The 17,393-nt window shown below is 59.8% G+C and carries 17 protein-coding genes and 3 pseudogenes; 4 read left to right on the forward strand and 16 right to left on the reverse strand.

The annotated features are described in order from the left end of the window. Positions 1 to 96: 96 nt before the first annotated feature. From ACQY47_RS10225 to ACQY47_RS10235, 3 genes are read left to right on the forward strand one after another with little or no spacing between them, the layout of a single operon-like run. A complete protein-coding gene (locus ACQY47_RS10225) occupies positions 97 to 468 on the forward strand; it encodes a septal ring lytic transglycosylase RlpA family protein (protein ID WP_428557040.1) in 372 nt (123 codons plus the stop codon). 56 nt (positions 469 to 524) lie between these two features. Next, positions 525 to 1,571 (forward strand): calcium/sodium antiporter, encoded by a 1,047-nt coding sequence (locus ACQY47_RS10230; RefSeq protein ID WP_138449103.1) that lies wholly within the window; start codon positions 525 to 527, stop codon positions 1,569 to 1,571. Further along, positions 1,568 to 1,948 (forward strand): carboxymuconolactone decarboxylase family protein, encoded by a 381-nt coding sequence (locus ACQY47_RS10235; RefSeq protein WP_017138256.1) that lies wholly within the window; start codon positions 1,568 to 1,570, stop codon positions 1,946 to 1,948. Before ACQY47_RS10230 ends, ACQY47_RS10235 begins: the two co-directional genes overlap by 4 nt. A gap of 112 nt (positions 1,949 to 2,060) precedes the next feature. Here the strand turns inward: ACQY47_RS10235 and ACQY47_RS10240 are convergent, their stop codons facing one another. From ACQY47_RS10240 to kdgD, 5 genes are all read right to left on the reverse strand, one after another. Next, the gene (locus ACQY47_RS10240) at positions 2,061 to 3,002 is read right to left on the reverse strand and encodes an AEC family transporter (protein ID WP_017138257.1); all 942 of its coding nucleotides are present in this window, start codon (positions 3,000 to 3,002) and stop codon (positions 2,061 to 2,063) included. A gap of 186 nt (positions 3,003 to 3,188) precedes the next feature. Next, entirely contained in the window at positions 3,189 to 4,742 is a 1,554-nt protein-coding gene (garD, locus tag ACQY47_RS10245) for a galactarate dehydratase (protein ID WP_428557041.1), read from the reverse strand. An 11-nt stretch (positions 4,743 to 4,753) separates the two neighbouring features. Further along, entirely contained in the window at positions 4,754 to 6,118 is a 1,365-nt protein-coding gene (locus ACQY47_RS10250; protein ID WP_017138259.1) for an MFS transporter, read from the reverse strand. Positions 6,119 to 6,291: 173 nt separating this feature from the next. Then, positions 6,292 to 7,737 (reverse strand): aldehyde dehydrogenase family protein, encoded by a 1,446-nt coding sequence (locus ACQY47_RS10255; RefSeq protein WP_428557042.1) that lies wholly within the window; start codon positions 7,735 to 7,737, stop codon positions 6,292 to 6,294. Positions 7,738 to 7,791: 54 nt separating this feature from the next. Next, on the reverse strand, positions 7,792 to 8,703 hold the full coding sequence (kdgD, locus tag ACQY47_RS10260; protein WP_138452542.1) for a 5-dehydro-4-deoxyglucarate dehydratase: 912 nt from the start codon (positions 8,701 to 8,703) through the stop codon (positions 7,792 to 7,794). A 236-nt stretch (positions 8,704 to 8,939) separates the two neighbouring features. Between kdgD and ACQY47_RS10265 the strand changes: the two genes are divergently transcribed. Then, positions 8,940 to 10,094, forward strand: a complete 1,155-nt coding sequence (locus ACQY47_RS10265; RefSeq protein WP_428557043.1) for a phospholipase — start codon at positions 8,940 to 8,942, stop codon at positions 10,092 to 10,094. Between the two features lie 293 nt (positions 10,095 to 10,387). On the opposite strand, the pseudogene ACQY47_RS10270 reads toward ACQY47_RS10265, so the two are convergent. The 11 genes and pseudogenes from ACQY47_RS10270 to rplM form a co-directional block, all read right to left on the reverse strand. Next, positions 10,388 to 10,495 (reverse strand): annotated as a pseudogene (locus ACQY47_RS10270) (GntR family transcriptional regulator); the annotation flags it as partial. Positions 10,496 to 10,769: 274 nt separating this feature from the next. Then, positions 10,770 to 10,877 (reverse strand): annotated as a pseudogene (locus ACQY47_RS10275) (GntR family transcriptional regulator); the annotation flags it as partial. Positions 10,878 to 11,151: 274 nt separating this feature from the next. After that, positions 11,152 to 11,259, reverse strand: a pseudogene (locus tag ACQY47_RS10280) (GntR family transcriptional regulator); the annotation flags it as partial. 274 nt (positions 11,260 to 11,533) lie between these two features. After that, on the reverse strand, positions 11,534 to 12,283 hold the full coding sequence (locus ACQY47_RS10285; protein WP_170036261.1) for a FadR/GntR family transcriptional regulator: 750 nt from the start codon (positions 12,281 to 12,283) through the stop codon (positions 11,534 to 11,536). A gap of 158 nt (positions 12,284 to 12,441) precedes the next feature. After that, the gene (locus tag ACQY47_RS10290; protein WP_428557044.1) at positions 12,442 to 12,861 is read right to left on the reverse strand and encodes a ClpXP protease specificity-enhancing factor; all 420 of its coding nucleotides are present in this window, start codon (positions 12,859 to 12,861) and stop codon (positions 12,442 to 12,444) included. 17 nt (positions 12,862 to 12,878) lie between these two features. Continuing rightward, a complete protein-coding gene (locus ACQY47_RS10295; RefSeq protein WP_017138266.1) occupies positions 12,879 to 13,496 on the reverse strand; it encodes a glutathione S-transferase N-terminal domain-containing protein in 618 nt (205 codons plus the stop codon). A gap of 149 nt (positions 13,497 to 13,645) precedes the next feature. Continuing rightward, positions 13,646 to 14,425 (reverse strand): cytochrome c1, encoded by a 780-nt coding sequence (locus ACQY47_RS10300; RefSeq protein ID WP_017138267.1) that lies wholly within the window; start codon positions 14,423 to 14,425, stop codon positions 13,646 to 13,648. Further along, positions 14,425 to 15,636 (reverse strand): cytochrome b, encoded by a 1,212-nt coding sequence (locus ACQY47_RS10305; RefSeq protein WP_017138268.1) that lies wholly within the window; start codon positions 15,634 to 15,636, stop codon positions 14,425 to 14,427. The genes ACQY47_RS10300 and ACQY47_RS10305 overlap by 1 nt, the downstream gene beginning before the upstream one ends. Then, on the reverse strand, positions 15,636 to 16,232 hold the full coding sequence (gene petA, locus ACQY47_RS10310; RefSeq protein WP_003216040.1) for a ubiquinol-cytochrome c reductase iron-sulfur subunit: 597 nt from the start codon (positions 16,230 to 16,232) through the stop codon (positions 15,636 to 15,638). The genes ACQY47_RS10305 and petA overlap by 1 nt, the downstream gene beginning before the upstream one ends. 265 nt (positions 16,233 to 16,497) lie before the next feature. Further along, positions 16,498 to 16,890 (reverse strand): 30S ribosomal protein S9, encoded by a 393-nt coding sequence (gene rpsI / locus ACQY47_RS10315; RefSeq protein WP_003216038.1) that lies wholly within the window; start codon positions 16,888 to 16,890, stop codon positions 16,498 to 16,500. Positions 16,891 to 16,904: 14 nt separating this feature from the next. Then, a complete protein-coding gene (rplM, locus tag ACQY47_RS10320; RefSeq protein ID WP_003171742.1) occupies positions 16,905 to 17,333 on the reverse strand; it encodes a 50S ribosomal protein L13 in 429 nt (142 codons plus the stop codon). Positions 17,334 to 17,393: the final 60 nt, after the last annotated feature.

Raw genomic sequence — 17,393 nt, forward strand, 5'->3', positions numbered from 1 at the left:
TGCCTGCGATAGCATCACCTCGGTGCCACTGAAATACCGAGGTGCCTGCATCGCAGGCAAGCCAGCTCCCACATTCAAATTGGGGGTTTGTTGAACATGAAGCGTCTACTCGGCCTCCTGGCCCTGTTCTCTCTGCTGGCCGGTTGCGCCAGCGGCCTCATCGACCCCAACGGCTACGACGAAACCGGCACCGCCTCCTATTACGGCGCCAAGCACCATGGCAATAGAACCGCCAGCGGTGAACCCTTCAACCAATACGCCCTGACCGCCGCCCATCGGCGCCTGCCCTTCGGCACGCGGGTCAAGGTGACCAATCTCGACAACAACAGATCCGTCGTGCTGCGCATCAATGATCGCGGCCCGCACACCCGTGGCCGTCTGATCGATGTTTCCCGCAAAGCGGCTGAGCAACTCGGTATGCTGGGCAGCGGCACCGCACGGGTTCGCGTGCAAGCGCTGAGCAACTGACAGGAGCCTTGGCCATTTCCGTACTCACCGCCCTCTCGCCCTTCAGCCTGCTCGAATTGGTCAGCGGCCTGCTGCTGCTGATTCTCGGCGCCGAAATCCTGGTGCGCGCCGCCGTGCGCCTGGCGGCCAGCCTCAAGGTGCGGCCGCTGATCATCGGCTTGAGCATCGTCGCCTTCGGCAGCAGCGCGCCACAAATGACCGTCAGCCTGCAAGCCACACTGGCCGGCAATACCGATATCGCCGTGGGCAGCGTGATCGGCAGCAGCATATTCAACATCCTCGTCACCCTGGGCCTGTCTGCGCTGATCATCCCGCTGCGGGTGTCGCGACAACTGGTGCGCCTGGACATCCCGGTGATGATTTGCGCCGCGCTGCTGGTGTTTACCCTGTCGGCCAATGAAAGTTTAACGCCCGTTGACGGGCTGGTACTGCTCGCAGCGCTGGTGGCCTACCTGGGTGTGCTGCATTACCAGACCCGCCATTCCCGGCGCCCGCGGACGCTGGACACCGTGGCCAGAGCGCCGTGGTTGAGCAGCGTGCTGCTGATGCTCGGCGGGCTGCTGATTCTGGTGCTGGCCGGGCATTTGCTGCTGGGCGCGGCGGTGGACGTGGCGAGCGACCTGGGCCTGTCGGAGCGCATCGTCGGCCTGACCTTGATCGGCGTCGGCACTTCGTTGCCGTGCCTGGCCACTTCGCTGATTGCCGCAGTGCGCGGCGAGCGCGAGATTGCCGTGGGCAATGTAATCGGCAGCAGCCTGTTCAACCTGCTCGGTGTGCTGGGGTTTACCGCGTTGGTAGCGCCGTCACCGCTGTCGGTATCGCCCAACGCCCTCGATTTCGATTTGCCGGTAATGCTCGGCGTGGTGGCGCTGTGCCTGCCGGTGTTCTACACCGGTTACCGAGTCACCCGCGCCGAAGGCCTGGTCTTTCTGGGCCTGTACCTGGTGTACGCATTGCATGTGGTCTCGTTCACGTTCGGCATGCCCTTGGCTACCCGGCTGGAAAAACTGATGCTGTATTACGTCCTGCCGGCGCTGGTGGCGTTTCTGGTACTCAGCACGCTGCGAGCCTGGCGTCGCCAACACAAGAGGGAAGCGCAATGACCGATCAGAGAAAGCCCGGGGTTGAGATGCGTCGCCAGGTGATGGGCGACGTGTTCGTCGATCGCGCCCTGGGCAACGCCACCGAGTTCACCCAGCCGCTGCAGGATTTTGTCAACGAACATGCCTGGGGCAGCGTGTGGAATCGCGAGGGTTTGCCCTTAAAGACCCGCAGCCTGATCACCCTTGCAGCCCTGACCGCACTCAAGTGCCCACAGGAACTCAAGGGCCACGTGCGCGGCGCACTGAACAATGGCTGCACGGTGGAGGAGATTCGCGAAGCGCTGCTGCATTGCGCGGTGTACGCGGGTGTGCCGGCGGCGATTGATGCGTTTCGGGCGGCGCAGGAAGTGATAGAGGCGTATCAGGCAGACCAGTAGTGACTGTTAGATCGCAATCGCAGGCAAGCCAGCTCCCACATTCTGAATGTATTCACAGTTCAAGTGTGGGAGCTGGCTTGCCTGCGATTGGCCCTCAAGCACACCACAAACCCTAGATCCAACCACCCGCCTGCAACACAAAAATCCCGATATTGGTGGTCACCGCCGCCATCAACGTGGTGATCACAATAATCGCCGCCGCCAACTCATGGTTGCCCTCAGCCGCCCTGGCCATGACAAAACTCGCCGCCGCCGTCGGCGCGCCGAAATACAGAAACAAAATCCCCAATTCCGGCCCACGAAAGCCCAGCAGCCACGCGCCCAATGTCGCGAATAGCGGCAGGCCGATCATCTTCACCAGGCTGGCACTCAAGGCCATGCTCCCGCTTTTGCGCAAGGCCGCCAATGACAAGGTGCCGCCGATGCAGATCAGCGCCAGCGGCAAGGTCATGTCCGCCAGATACTGCCCGGACGACTCCAGCCACCCCGGCAAGCCGATCTTGAAGATCGCGAACGGCGCGGCGACGATCACACTGATGATCAGCGGGTTGGCTATCACGCTTTTGAAAATGCTCCACGGGTCGGACTTGATCACCGGGCTGTACACCGCCAGCACAATGGTCGACAGCGTGTTGTAGAACAGGATCACCAGCGCCGCGAGAATCGCGCCAAGGGAGATGCCGTAGTCGCCGTACATGCTGGCCGCCAGCGCCAGGCCGATCACGCCGTTATTACCGCGAAACGCGCCTTGGGCATAGATGCCACGGTCTTCACGCGGGCAGCGAAAGATCGCCCAGCCCCAGGCCAGGGCAAAGCTCAGCAGCGTGGCAACGGCAAAGTAGATCAACAAACCGGGCTTGAGCGCCGAATGCAGGTCGGCGTGGAGGATGCCGAGAAACAGCAGCGCCGGCATGGTGACGTTGAACACCAGCGACGATGCAACGTGGATGAAGTTGTCGTTGATCCAGTTGATGCGCTTGAGCAGCACCCCCAAAAACAGCATGGCAAACACCGGCGCGGTGATGGTCAGGGTGGTGAGGAAGATAGCCAGCATGCCGGGGAGAACCTTGGTGGGTGTCGTCAGGTGGCTAATGATAAGCCATGCAGCCCGGTTCGTCTGGGCAACCCCGAGCAAATGTGGGAGCTGGCTTGCCTGCGATGGCGCAGTGTCAGTCGATGCATTCGTTACTGATACACCGCCATCGCAGGCAAGCCAGCTCCCACAGAGTCCGTGCTGGTCTCAGGTGATGGGCGCGGGGTTGAACAGGGTGATGTCGTTATGCAGTTTATGCCGCTGCGCCCACGTCTGTTTCTTGCCGCTGGCCACATCCAGGTAGAAGTGGAACAGCTCCCAGCCCAGCTCCTCGATGGTCGCACGCCCGGTGGCGATACGCCCGGCGTCGATATCGATCAAGTCCGGCCAGCGCTGCGCCAGTTCCGTGCGCGTTGAGACCTTGACCACCGGCGCCATCGCCAGCCCATACGGCGTACCACGCCCGGTGGTGAACACATGCAGGTTCATCCCGGCCGCCAGTTGCAAGGTGCCACAGACAAAGTCGCTGGCCGGCGTGGCGCAAAAGATCAGGCCCTTGCCCTTGAACCGCTCACCCGGGCCAAGCACGCCATTGATCGCGCTGCTGCCGGATTTGACGATGGAGCCCAGGGACTTCTCGACAATGTTCGACAACCCGCCCTTCTTGTTACCCGGCGTGGTGTTGGCGCTGCGATCCGCCTCACCCTTGGCCAGGTAACGGTCGTACCAGTCCATTTCCCTGACAAGTTCCTGGGCAACTTCCTTGCTCTCGGCGCGCGACGTCAGCAGGTAGATGGCGTCGCGCACTTCAGTGACTTCGGAAAACATTACCGTCGCCCCGGCCCGCAGCAGCAAATCCGAGGCATAGCCCAACGCCGGGTTGGCGGTGATGCCGGAAAACGCATCACTGCCGCCGCATTGCATGCCCAGGATCAGCTCGGACGCCGGCACGGTTTCCCGGCGACGCTGGTCAAGTTTCTTCAAGCGGGTTTCGGCCAGCGCCATGATCTGCTCGATCATTTCGGTAAACCCGTGGCTGGAGTCCTGCAAGCGGTACAGCCAAGGCTCACTGAGGTCGACAGAACTGTCGTTGTCGTGCATCACCTGCCCGGCCTGCAGCTTTTCGCAGCCCAGGCTGATCACCAGCGCTTCGCCGCCCAGGTTCGGGTTGCGCGCCAGGTTGCGCACGGTGCGGATCGGGATGTGGGCATCGGTCGCGGTGATGGCCACGCCACAGCCGTAGCTGTGGGTCAGCGCCACCACGTCGTCAACGTGCGGGTACTTGGGCAGCAACTCGTCCTTGATGCGCTTGACCGCATGGTCCAGCACACCAGTGACGCATTGCACCGTGGTGGTGATGCCGAGGATATTGCGCGTGCCCACGGTGCCGTCAGCGTTGCGGTAGCCCTCAAACGTGAAGCCTTCCAACGGCACCTGGGTTGCTGGCACCTCGGTCGACAGCGGCAAGCTGTCCAGCGGCGGCGCAGTGGGCATGCGCAATTGGTCTTCCTGCACCCAACTGCCACGCGGAATCGGCGCCAGCGCATAGCCGATGGTCTGGCCGTAGCGAATAATCTCACCGCCTTCGGGGATATCTTCCAGGGTCACCTTGTGGCTCTGTGGAATGAAATCCACGGTGACCAGGCCGTCCGGAAACTCGGTGCCGGCCGGCACGCCCTGGTCGTTCACCACGATCACCACGTTGTCGCGCGCGTGCAAACGAATCGAGCGCGGCGAGTCGGCATGTTCAATCAACTGCATTACATCGCCCCTCAGGAGTGCGCTTGGGTAAGGTTAGTCAGTTCCGGCCCTTTGCTTGGCGGCTCTTTGAGCACCACGCGCTTGATCGGGCCGACGATCACCAAATAGCTGAACACCGCCAACAGCGCGTTGGCGCCGACGAACACCAACGCCCACTTGAACGAGCCGGTGGTGGCGATGATGTAACCAATCACGATCGGCGTGCTGATGGACGCCAGGTTGCCAAACATATTGAACAAGCCGCCACTGAGCCCGGCGATTTGTTTCGGCGAGGTGTCGGACACCACCGCCCAACCCAGTGCGCCAACGCCTTTACCGAAGAAGGCCAAAGCCATGAAGCCCACCACCATCCATTCGATATCCACGTAGTTGCACGCCACGATGCTGCACGACACCAGCAAGCCACCAATGATTGGCGCCTTGCGCGCGAAGGTCAGCGAATGCCCCCGGCGCAACAGGTAATCGGAAATCAAACCGCCCAACACGCCGCCGATAAACCCACAGATGGCCGGCAAGGATGCAATGAACCCCGCCTTGAGAATGGTCATGCCACGCTCCTGCACCAGATACACCGGGAACCAGGTCAGGAAGAAATAGGTGATGCCATTGATGCAGTACTGGCCCAGGTACACGCCGAGCATCATGCGGTTGGTGAGCAGTTGGCGGATGTAATCCCACTTCGGCCCGTCGGTTTTCTGGCCTTTGGTCTTGTCCTGGTCCATGTCGACCATCGCACCGTTGGCCGCGATGTGGTTGAACTCGGCTTCGTTGATCATCGGATGCTGGCGCGGGCTGTGGATAAGTTTCAGCCAGATCAGCGAGAACAGGATGCCGATGCCGCCCATCACGATAAACACGTGCTGCCAGCCGAAGCTGTAGACGATCCAGCCCATCAGCGGTGCAAACAGTACCGTAGCGAAGTACTGCGCCGAGTTGAAAATCGCCGAAGCAGTGCCGCGTTCGGCCGTAGGAAACCACGCCGCCACAATACGGGCGTTTCCGGGAAACGAAGGCGCCTCAGCCAGGCCCACCAAAAAGCGCAGCATAAACAGCGCAACAATCGCGGTGGAAACCCCGAACTCACCCACATAGCCTTGCAGCACGGTGAACAGCGACCAGGTGAAGATGCTCAGCGCGTAGATTTTTTTTGAACCGAACCGGTCCAGCAGCCAGCCACCGGGGATTTGCCCGGCCACGTAGGCCCAACCGAATGCAGAGAAGATATAACCGAGGGTGACCGCGTCGATGCCGAGGTCTTTTTGCAGGCTGGAGCCGGCGATGGCGATAGTGGCTCGGTCGGCGTAGTTGATCGTGGTCACCAGGAACAGCATGAGCAGGATCAAATAGCGGACGTGAGTCGGCTTGGTCGCTTGCATGAAGATGTACTCCCACTAATTATTTTTTTTGCGGGTAATGGTCTTGTTGTATGCGGGACCGGCTTTGTGTGGGAGCTGGCTTGCCTGCGATACAGGCACCGCGGTGTGTCAGGTACACCGCAGTGATGCTATCGCAGGCAAGCCAGCTCCCACACAAGCAGGGCTCCCAGGTATTACGAACCGATGTAGCTGGTTTTCACCACTGTGTAGAACTCTTGCGCATAGCGACCTTGCTCACGCGAACCATAGGATGAACCCTTACGCCCACCGAACGGCACGTGGTAGTCCACACCGGCGGTCGGCAGGTTGACCATCACCATCCCGGCCTGGGAGTGGCGCTTGAAGTGGTTGGCGTACTTGAGCGAGGTGGTGGCGATGCCCGCCGACAGGCCGAACTCGGTGTCATTGGCCATGGCCAGCGCCGCCTCGTAATCCGCAACACGCACCACATTGGCCACCGGGCCGAAGATCTCCTCACGGCTGATACGCATGGCGGCTTCGCTGTCGGCAAACAGCGTCGGCGCCAGGTAGTAACCTTCGGTGTCACAGGTCACCAGGCCGCCACCGCTGACCAGCCGCGCGCCTTCGCTTTGGCCGATGTCGATGTACTTCATGTCCTGGTCCAACTGGGCCTGGGAGACCACCGGGCCAATGTCTGTGCCGCTTTTGAGCGCGTGGCCGACTTTGATCGACTTCATGCGCTCGGCCATGGCCGCGACGAACTGGTCGTGGATACCGGCGGTGACGATCAAGCGGCTGGAGGCCGTGCAACGCTGGCCGGTGGAGTAGAACGCGCTCTGTACCGACAGCTCGACGGCCTGTTTGAGGTCGGCGTCATCGAGGATGATCTGCGGGTTTTTACCGCCCATCTCCAACTGTACTTTGGCCTGGCGCGACACGCAGCTGACCGCGATCTGACGCCCGACGCCAACCGAACCGGTAAAACTGATGCCGTCGACTTTCGGGCTGTTGACCAACACATCGCCGACCACACGGCCGCTGCCCATCACCAGGTTGAACACACCGGCCGGGAAACCGGCGCGGGAGATGATTTCGGCCAAGGCCCAGGCGCAACCCGGCACCAGTTCTGCCGGTTTGATCACCACGCAGTTGCCGTAGGCCAGGGCCGGAGCGATTTTCCACGCAGGGATGGCAATCGGGAAGTTCCACGGCGTGATCAGGCCGACCACACCGAGGGCTTCACGGGTGACTTCCACATTCACGCCTGGGCGCACCGAAGGCACGTAATCGCCAGACAAGCGCAGGCATTCGCCCGCAAAGAATTTGAAGATGTTACCGGCGCGGGTCACTTCGCCGATGGCTTCGGGCAGGGTCTTGCCCTCTTCCCGAGCCAGCAAGGTGCCAAGTTCTTCGCGGCGGGCGAGAATTTCGCTGCTGACTTTATCCAGTGCATCGTGGCGTGCCTGGATGCCGGACGTCGACCAGGCCGGGAACGCGGCGCGGGCAGCATCGATAGCAGCGTTGACTTGGGCTACATCGGCCTTGGCGTATTCGCCAATGACATCGGACAACTCCGACGGATTGATGTTATTGCAGTAGTCGGCACCGGCCACCCACTCGCCGTTGATGTAGTTTTCAAAACGTTTGGCTTGGGACACAAATCTTCTCCTGACGCAAAAGGCCGCTGATTACTCAGCGGCCTTGTTGATAAGTTACTGCGGACCTTGCTTGTCGATCAGCGCGGCCAGGGCTTCGTATTCTTCCGGCAGCAGGTCGGTCAGCGGCGTGCGCACCGGGCCTGCGTCGTAACCAGCAATTTTGGCGCCCGCCTTGACGATGCTCACCGCGTAACCGGCTTTACGGTTGCGGATATCGAGGTAAGGCAGGAAGAAGTTGTCGATGATCCTGGCAACAGTGGCGTGATCGTCCTGGGCAATCGCGTGGTAGAAGTCCATCGCGGTTTTCGGGATGAAGTTGAACACCGCCGAGGAGTAAACCGGCACGCCCAGGGCCTTGTAGGCAGCGGCGTAAACCTCGGCAGTCGGCAGGCCGCCGAGGTAGCTGAAACGGTCGCCGAGACGGCGGCGAATCGACACCATCAGCTCAATATCACCCAGGCCATCTTTATAGCCGATCAGGTTCGGGCAGCGCTCGGCCAGGCGTTCGAGCAAGGGTGCAGTCAGGCGGCAAACATTGCGGTTGTAGACCACTACGCCGATTTTGACCGACTTGCACACGGCCTCAACGTGGGCGGCGACGCCGTCCTGGCTGGCTTCGGTCAGGTAGTGCGGCAACAGCAGCAAGCCTTTGGCGCCAAGACGCTCGGCTTCCTGCGCATATTCGATGGCCTGACGGGTCGAACCGCCGACACCGGCGAGGATCGGCACGCTGGTGGCGCAGGTATCAACGGCGGTCTTCACCACTTGGGAATATTCGCTGGCGGCCAGGGAGAAAAACTCACCGGTGCCGCCGGCGGCGAACAAGGCGGTGGCGCCATAAGGGGCCAGCCATTCCAGACGCTTGATGTAGCCCGCCTGGTGGAAGTCACCCTGGGCATTGAAATCGGTTACCGGAAAAGACAGCAGACCGTGGGAGAGGATGGACTTCAGTTCTTGTGGATTCATTATTCGAACACCCTGGATGAAGACTTTCTGTCGAAAGGTTGTTGTTGGTTTTGATGATGTCGTACGTCATCGTACAACTATAAAATGATTCGTCAACTGCAATTCATCGGGCTTCATCCGCAGGCACGTGTTTAAACGCAGCTTCTTGACGTAGGAAATTATTCCTCTATGCTCTGAATGACTGTATGCATATACAGTTATTACGGAAGATTCCTACGACATAGCAAGGAGCTAACATGTCAGGTCTTGAACTCGCAGCACCCGAAAAAACACCGCCCACCCTACGTTTTGAAGGCGGTGAACACACTGCCATCGGCGATGACACGCTGCTGCGTTTCGTCAAGGACGCCCCGGCGATTCCTGCGCGGCAAGTCGAACTGCACCTGCCCAACGGCCTGGCGCTGACCTACGGCCAAGTGATTGCCCTGGGCGGTGATTTCTATGGCATTCCCGGCCAGGCCATCAGCGATGGCGCCTCCCCGGCCGAGCGTGTGCAACGTTTTACCGCCGCTTTCAACTCACTGGCGGTGCTACCGGCCTCGCGTGAAGAAGCCGGGAAAATCCTCGCAGTCATGCAAAAGGAGATCAACGCGGTCAACCAGGCCATCCGCGACGGCAAACAACCCCATGAAGCCTATGACGCGCTGGGTGATACGTTGTCCGAAGAATGGAACCGCATTACCGGCGGCGGCAGTGCGGTTTCGGCGCTGATTCCACTGGGGCGTTACTTGAAGCTGGCAGCAGACAACGCCGACCACTTTGGCGAATGGGCGCTGTCGGCGTACCTGGCCGGCCATACGGCGGCACTGCAACAGGCGGTCATCGCGCACCAGACTGGCACCGACCAGGCGCTGGAACTGGCGTATGCAATGAACAGCTTTGCCGATCACTTTTTGACCGATCTGTTTTCTGCCGGCCACCTGCGCGTGCCGCGCAAGCAATTGGCGGCGGTGGTCACGCCAGGAGAGTTGGGCTCACTGATCAGCCGCTTCATGCACGACGAAGACAGCAAGTTCGGGCTCAAGGTACGAAATGCCAAGGGTGATCAATGGCAGGCCTATGGGGACAAGCGCTACTTCGATGCGATCGACGCGGACAATCGGGCCATGGTTAAACGTGCAGTGCAGGCCTCGGCCGATGAGATCTTCGAGACCTTTATCAGCGGTGTTGCGCCCTCCCCGGCCAGCTTCAAGGCACCGCTGTATGTGCCGGACCTGAATGCTGCGCAGAACCCGGCGAACAACTTTTCGCCGCTGTTCAAGATGGAGGGTGACAAGGTGCTGCGCCGCAAGGACGTGAATGACCTGAACGACAAGCACTGGACCAATGATTGGTGGGGCTGGAGCACTTACCTGCTGCTCAAGGACTACAAGCCCAACCAGCCGGCCTGACACTGATCGTACCAACCGACCTGCCACTGATCGCTCCCACGCTCTGCGTGGGAATACATCCTGTGACGCCCTGCGTCACCTTGCACGGGGCTTGAGATACTCGCGCACATCGGGACGCGGAGCGTCCAGGGCGGCATTCCCACGCAGAGCGTGGGAACGATCAACTCCAGGCCAAGGAGATCAAAATGTGGGAGCTGGCTTGCCTGCGATAGCGGTGCGTGCACACAGTATCAGTTGCCTGACACTCAGCCATCGCAGGCAAGCCAGCTCCCACACTAGAGCGTGTTTGGCGGTTAACCGCGCTGCGCCTCTGCCTCTTCATGGGCATGGCGCAGCCGCTCACGGCTGTTGGTCAAATGCAGGCGCATGGCCGCGCGGGCCGCATCCGAATCCTGGCGGGCACGCGGAATGATCGTTCCCACGCTCTGCGTGGGAATACATCCTGTGACGCTCCGCGTCACCTTGCACGGGGCTTGAGATACTCGCGCACATCGGGACGCGGAGCGTCCAGGGCGGCATTCCCACGCAGAGCGTGGGAACGATCAACTCCAGGCCAAGGAGATCAAAATGTGGGAGCTGGCTTGCCTGCGATAGCGGTGCGTGCACACAGTATCAGTTGCCTGACACTCAGCCATCGCAGGCAAGCCAGCTCCCACACTAGAGCGTGTTTGGCGGTTAACCGCGCTGCGCCTCTGCCTCTTCATGGGCATGGCGCAGCCGCTCACGGCTGTTGGTCAAATGCAGGCGCATGGCCGCGCGGGCCGCATCCGAATCCTGGCGGGCACGCGGAATGATTGTTCCCACGCTCTGCGTGGGAATACATCCTGTGACGCTCTGCGTCACCTTGCACGGGGCTTGAGATACTCGCGCACATCGGGACGCGGAGCGTCCAGGGCGGCATTCCCACGCAGAGCGTGGGAACGATCAACTCCAGGCCAAGGAGATCAAAATGTGGGAGCTGGCTTGCCTGCGATAGCGGTGCGTGCACACAGTATCAGTTGCCTGACACTCAGCCATCGCAGGCAAGCCAGCTCCCACACTAGAGCGTGTTTGGCGGTTAACCGCGCTGCGCCTCTGCCTCTTCATGGGCATGGCGCAGCCGCTCACGGCTGTTGGTCAAATGCAGGCGCATGGCCGCGCGGGCCGCATCCGAATCCTGGCGGGCACGCGGAATGATTGTTCCCACGCTCTGCGTGGGAATACATCCTGTGACGCTCTGCGTCACCTTGCACGGGGCTTGAGATACTCGCGCACATCGGGACGCGGAGCGTCCAGGGCGGCATTCCCACGCAGAGCGCGGGAACGATCAACTCCAGGCCAAAGAGACCAAAATGTGGGAGCTGGCTTGCCTGCGATAGCGGTGCGTGCACACAGTATCAGTTGCCTGACACTCAGCCATCGCAGGCAAGCCAGCTCCCACGCTAGGGCGTGTTTGGCGGTTAACCGCGCTGTGCTTGCGCCTCTTCATGGGCATGGCGCAGCCGCTCACGGCTGTTGGTCAAATGCAGGCGCATGGCCGCGCGGGCCGCATCCGAATCCTGGCGGGCAATCGCCTCATAAATCTCTTCGTGTTCGCGGCTCAGGCGGCCCATGTAGTGCTGCTGGTCATCATGGGCCAGGCGCGCCGAATTCAGGCGGGTACGCGGAATGATGCTGGTGCCCAGGTGGGTCATTATGTCGGTGAAGTAGCGGTTGCCGGTGGACAGCGCAATTTCCAGATGGAACGCAAAGTCTGACGCCACCGCATCCCCTGCGTGGGCCGCGCTTTCATTCAACGCATCAAGGGCTGCGCGCATGGCCGCCAATTGTTCGTCGCTGCGGCGCAACGCGGCAAGGCCAGCCGATTCCACTTCCAGGCTGATACGCAACTCAAGAATCGCCAGCACATCCCGCAGCGTCACCACCGTGGCCGGGTCGATCCGGAAACCGCTCGGGCTTGGCGTGTCCAACACAAAGGTGCCGATACCGTGGCGGGTTTCCACCTGCCCCGCCGCCTGCAAACGTGAGATAGCCTCACGCACCACCGTGCGGCTGACCCCATGGGCTTCCATGATGGCCGACTCGGTGGGCAACTTGTCGCCACGCTTGAGCTGGCCGTCGCGGATCTGCTCGGACAACACCGTGACCAATTCCTGGGCAAGGCTGCGGCGCTTGCGGGGAAGACGAGGGGCGATGTTGGCGTTTTCCATGACGAATGATCTTTCTCGGCGAACTTGAGTCCGCATCATAGCCCATGGCGGTTGTACGATCACCGGTCTGTCACGACTTTCATCCATATCCTTTGCGCAAAAAAATGCCCCGGCACAGGCCGAGGCATTTTAAGACTTCACCCAAGGGTGAACGCCGCTTACTTCACCACTTTCAGGCTTGGCCGACCGCTTGGACGCGGCGGCTCGGAGTCCGGTGGCGGTACATCATCACCGTCCTCGCCTTCGATCGTTTCGTCGCCCTCGAAAGGCGATTCCAGATCAAACACCATGCCCTGGCCATTTTCCCGGGCATAGATCCCGAGGATGGCACCAATCGGCACGAACAGCGTATGCGGCACGCCGCCAAAACGCCCTTCGAAGCTGACGGCTTCATTGTCCATGTGCAAGTGACGCACTGCACTCGGTGATACGTTCAGCACGATCTGCCCGTCACTGGCAAAACCCTGCGGCACGTCAACCTTGGGAAATTCAGAGTTGACCAGCATGTGCGGGGTGCAATCGTTGTCCACAATCCACTCATAGAGCGCGCGGACCAAATAGGGTCGACTGGAGTTCATCAGCGGCTCCTTAAGCCTTAGCGCATGTCGCGTTCGACACCAGACAGACTCGCCTGGAAAGCCTCACGCGCAAACTGGCGCTCCATGTAATCAAGCAACGGCTTGGCCGGCCGTGGCAGTTCAATGCCCAGGATCGGCAAGCGCCAGAGTATGGGTAATAGGCAGCAATCCACCAAGCTTTGTTCCTCACTGAGGAAAAAAGGCTTGTCGGCGAACAGCGGCGAAACGCCGGTCAGGCTCTCGCGCAATTCCTTGCGCGCTTGCACACGAACGGCTTCTTTACTGCGCGTATCCAGGATCACATCCACCAGCCCGCACCAGTCACGCTGGATCCGATGGATCAGCAGGCGGCTGTTGGCACGCGCCACCGGATACACCGGCAGCAAAGGCGGATGCGGGTAACGCTCATCCAGGTATTCCATCACCACGGTTGACTCCCACAACGCCAGGTCACGATCGACCAGGGTGGGCAAGCTGCCGTAAGGGTTCACTTCGATCAGTTTCGGCGGATGACGACCTGCCTCCACACTGATGATCTCGGCGCTGACACCCTTCTCTGCGAGCACGATGCGTACTCGGTGGGAATAGTGGTCGGCGGGGTCGGAGTAACAGGCCAACCGATTGGTCACGCCCATGGCGGTCCTCCTCGCTTGTTGAAATTATGGAAAGCTCAAAAACGAGCGCGCCCAGAGAGCATCCCTGTAGTGCCTGGTTCAACCAGACCGCTACGTATTCAGAGATGCCGCTGGGCGCGCAAGATTAACAGCAATTGCTTACGGTTGGATCAATGCACATCCTTCCAGTATTCGCGTTTAAGCAGATAAGCGAATACGAAGAAGAAGGCCAGGTACAGCAACACATACGTACCGATGCGCTGATGCTGCAATTTGACCGGGTTGGCCGAGTAGGCCAGGAAGGTCACCAGATTCTTGACCTTCTCGTCGAACTGCTCTTCGTTCAGCGTACCGGTCTTGGGCACGATGGTCAGTTGATCGCACGCTTCGTGTGTCAAAGGCGTGCCGGTCAACGGATCATATTGCTTCTTGCCGTCTTCAACGACCTGAACCTGCTTGCATCCTACCACTTGGCGACCCTGCAGGCCGACCAGAACGTTAGGCATACCGACGTTCGGGAAGACTTTGTTGTTCACGCCGTAAGGGCGCGCCGGGTCTTCGTAGAAGGATTTGAGGTAGCCATAGAGCCAATCGGTGCCGCGCACGCGCGCCACCAGGGTCAGGTCGGGCGGCGCAGCGCCGAACCAGGCCTTGGCATCCGCAGGCTGCATGCCGATGTTCATGTGGTCGCCGATCTTGGCGCCGGTGAACACGGCGTGGCTGAGCATCACGTCATGGGGAATGCCCAGGTCATCGGCGACACGCTCGTAACGCTGGAACTTGGCGCTGTGGCAGCCCATGCAGTAGTTGGTGAACGTGCGCAGGCCATCTTGCATGGCGGCCTTGTCGGACACGTCGATATCGACTTTTTCCAGCTCCGCGCCGTGCTCGGCAGCGAAGGACAGTAGCGGCAGCGCCGCAAGGATCAAAGCAACGAATAACTTTTTCATCAGCCAGTCACCCTTTCCGGAACCGGTTTGGTCTTCTCGAGCCGGGTGTAGAACGGCATCAGAATGAAGTAGGCGAAGTACAGGAAGGTGCAGACCTGCGACAGCAGCGTGCGCTCAGGGGTCGGCGCCAATACGCCCAACACACCCAGGATCACGAATGCAATGCAGAACACCCACAACCAGATCTTGCTCAGCCAGCCTTTGTAGCGCATCGACTTGACCGGGCTGCGGTCGAGCCATGGCAGTACGAACAGCAGCGCAATCGACGCGCCCATGGCCATTACGCCCATGAGCTTGTCGGGGATAGCACGCAAGATCGCGTAGAACGGCGTGAAGTACCAGACCGGTGCAATGTGCTCAGGCGTCTTGAAGGCGTTGGCCTGTTCGAAGTTAGGCTTCTCCAAGAAATAACCACCCATCTCCGGGAAAAAGAACACGATCGAGCAGAAGATGAACAGGAAGACCACCACGCCGACGATGTCTTTGACGGTGTAATACGGATGGAACGGAATGCCATCCAGCGGGATGCCGTTTTCGTCTTTGTGCTTCTTGATGTCCACACCATCGGGGTTGTTCGAACCCACTTCGTGCAGCGCCAGGATGTGCAGCACCACCAGGCCCAGAATCACGATAGGCAATGCAACGACATGCAACGCAAAGAAGCGGTTCAGGGTAATGCCGGAGATCAGGTAGTCACCGCGAATCCACTGGGTCAGGTCGTTGCCGATCACCGGGATCGCACCAAACAGCGAGATGATCACCTGGGCGCCCCAGTACGACATCTGGCCCCACGGCAGCAGGTAACCCATGAAGGCCTCGGCCATCAGCGCCAGGTAGATCAGCATGCCGAAGACCCACACCAGTTCGCGTGGCTTCTGGTACGAGCCGTAGAGCAGGCCGCGGAACATGTGCATATACACGACGATGAAGAACGCCGATGCGCCGGTGGAGTGCAGCAGGCGCAGGATCGAGCCGTACTCGACGTCACGCATGATGTACTCGACGGAGGCGAACGCCTCTTCCGCCGACGGCGTGTAGCTCATCGTCAGCCACACACCGGTGACGATCTGGTTGACCAGCACCAGCAAGGCCAGCGAGCCGAAGAAGTAGAAGAAGTTGAAGTTTTTTGGCGCGTAATATTTGCTGAGATGGTCTTCCCACATTTTAGTGGCGGGGAAGCGCGCATCCACCCAATCCATGAACTTGCTCATCAGGCTTTCTCCCCCTCGTCGACGCCAATGACAATGACACTGTCAGTCTCGTAGTGATGTGGCGGCACTGGCAGGTTCAGTGGTGCGGGTTGTGACTTGTAGACGCGACCGGCGAGGTCGTAATGGGAGCCGTGGCAAGGGCAGAAGTAGCCACCGACCCAATCCTTGCCAAGGTCGGCAGGAGCAACTTCCGGGCGGAAGGTAGGCGAGCAACCCAAGTGGGTGCAGATACCGATCAGCAGCAGGATCTCTGGCTTGATCGAACGGATTTCCTTATCGACGTAGGCGGGCTGGTCGGAGTTCTTCGAGTCGGGGTCAGACAGCTGACCTTCGATTTTCTTCAGATTCCCCAGGATCTCCTCAGTACGACGAACGATGAAGACCGGCTGACCGCGCCACTCAGCAATCATCTGCTGGCCTGGGTCGATCTTGCTGACATTCACCTTCACCGGTGCACCTGCGGCTTTCGCCTTGGCACTGGGAAACCATGACCCCACGAACGGGACCGCAGCCCCCACCGCTCCTGCAGCACCCACCACGGATGTGGCTGCTACCAAGAAGCGACGCCGGCCTGCATTCACGCCGTCATTGCTCATTCAGTCCTCTCCCATCAGCTTTTTGGCCTGTTAAATCAGGCGTCTACTAAGTGTTGAATCTTTACTTATAAAAATTTTGTCGGATGGTAATGAAAAGCCCCACGTATGACAAGGGAATTGCCCTGGGCTCAGCCTCCAGGCCTTGTAGTATAGGGCGTCTACGGATGTGGCAAGTTGTCACGGCGAAATTTATGCATAAATCGCAGGCAATAAAAAACGCCCAGCTCCGTGAGGAGTTGGGCGTTTTTGTGGAACGTAAAGCGAATTAACGCTTCGAGTACTGCGGACGCTTACGCGCTTTACGCAGACCGACTTTCTTACGTTCAACTTCACGAGCATCGCGAGTTACGAAGCCAGCTTTGCGCAGAGCGCCACGCAGGGTTTCGTCGTACTGCATCAGAGCGCGAGTGATACCGTGGCGGATTGCGCCAGCTTGACCACTTACACCGCCACCGATAACGGTGACGTAGATGTCGAACTTTTCAACAGTCTCGGTCAGTTCCAGCGGCTGACGAACTACCATGCGGGCAGTTTCGCGACCGAAGAAGTTTTCCAGAGTGCGGTTGTTGATCGAGATGTTACCAGTACCCGGACGCAGGAAAACGCGAGCGGTAGCGGTTTTGCGACGGCCAGTGCCGTAATTTTGAGTCGCCGACATAATGAACTATTCCGTTAAAACTTCAGTTCTTGGGGCTGCTGAGCAGCATGAGGGTGTACAGCGCCCGCATAGACTTTCAGCTTGCGAAACATATCGCGACCCAGTGGGCCCTTAGGCAGCATACCTTTGACCGCGATTTCGATCGGGGCTTCAGGCTTCTTGGAGATCAGGCCTTCGAAGTTCGAAGACTTGATACCGCCTGGGAAACCGGAGTGACGGTAGTACATTTTGTCTTGCGCTTTGTTGCCGGTAACACGTACCTGCTCGGCGTTGATGATGACAATGTAGTCACCGGTGTCAACGTGAGGGGTGTACTCAGGCTTGTGCTTGCCACGCAGACGGCTGGCGACTTCAGTGGCCAGACGACCCAGGGTCTGACCAGCGGCGTCGACGACAAACCAGTCGCGCTGAACTGTTTCCGGTTTTGCAGTAAAAGTTGTCATTCTTTAATAGCCTCAGGGGCCGCCCTGTAAATTAGACGGCGGATCTTACTGAATAGTGCG

Origin of the sequence: Pseudomonas edaphica, from assembly GCF_965277385.1 — a bacterium.
In the GTDB taxonomy this organism is placed as follows: Bacteria; Pseudomonadota; Gammaproteobacteria; order Pseudomonadales; family Pseudomonadaceae; genus Aquipseudomonas; species Aquipseudomonas edaphica.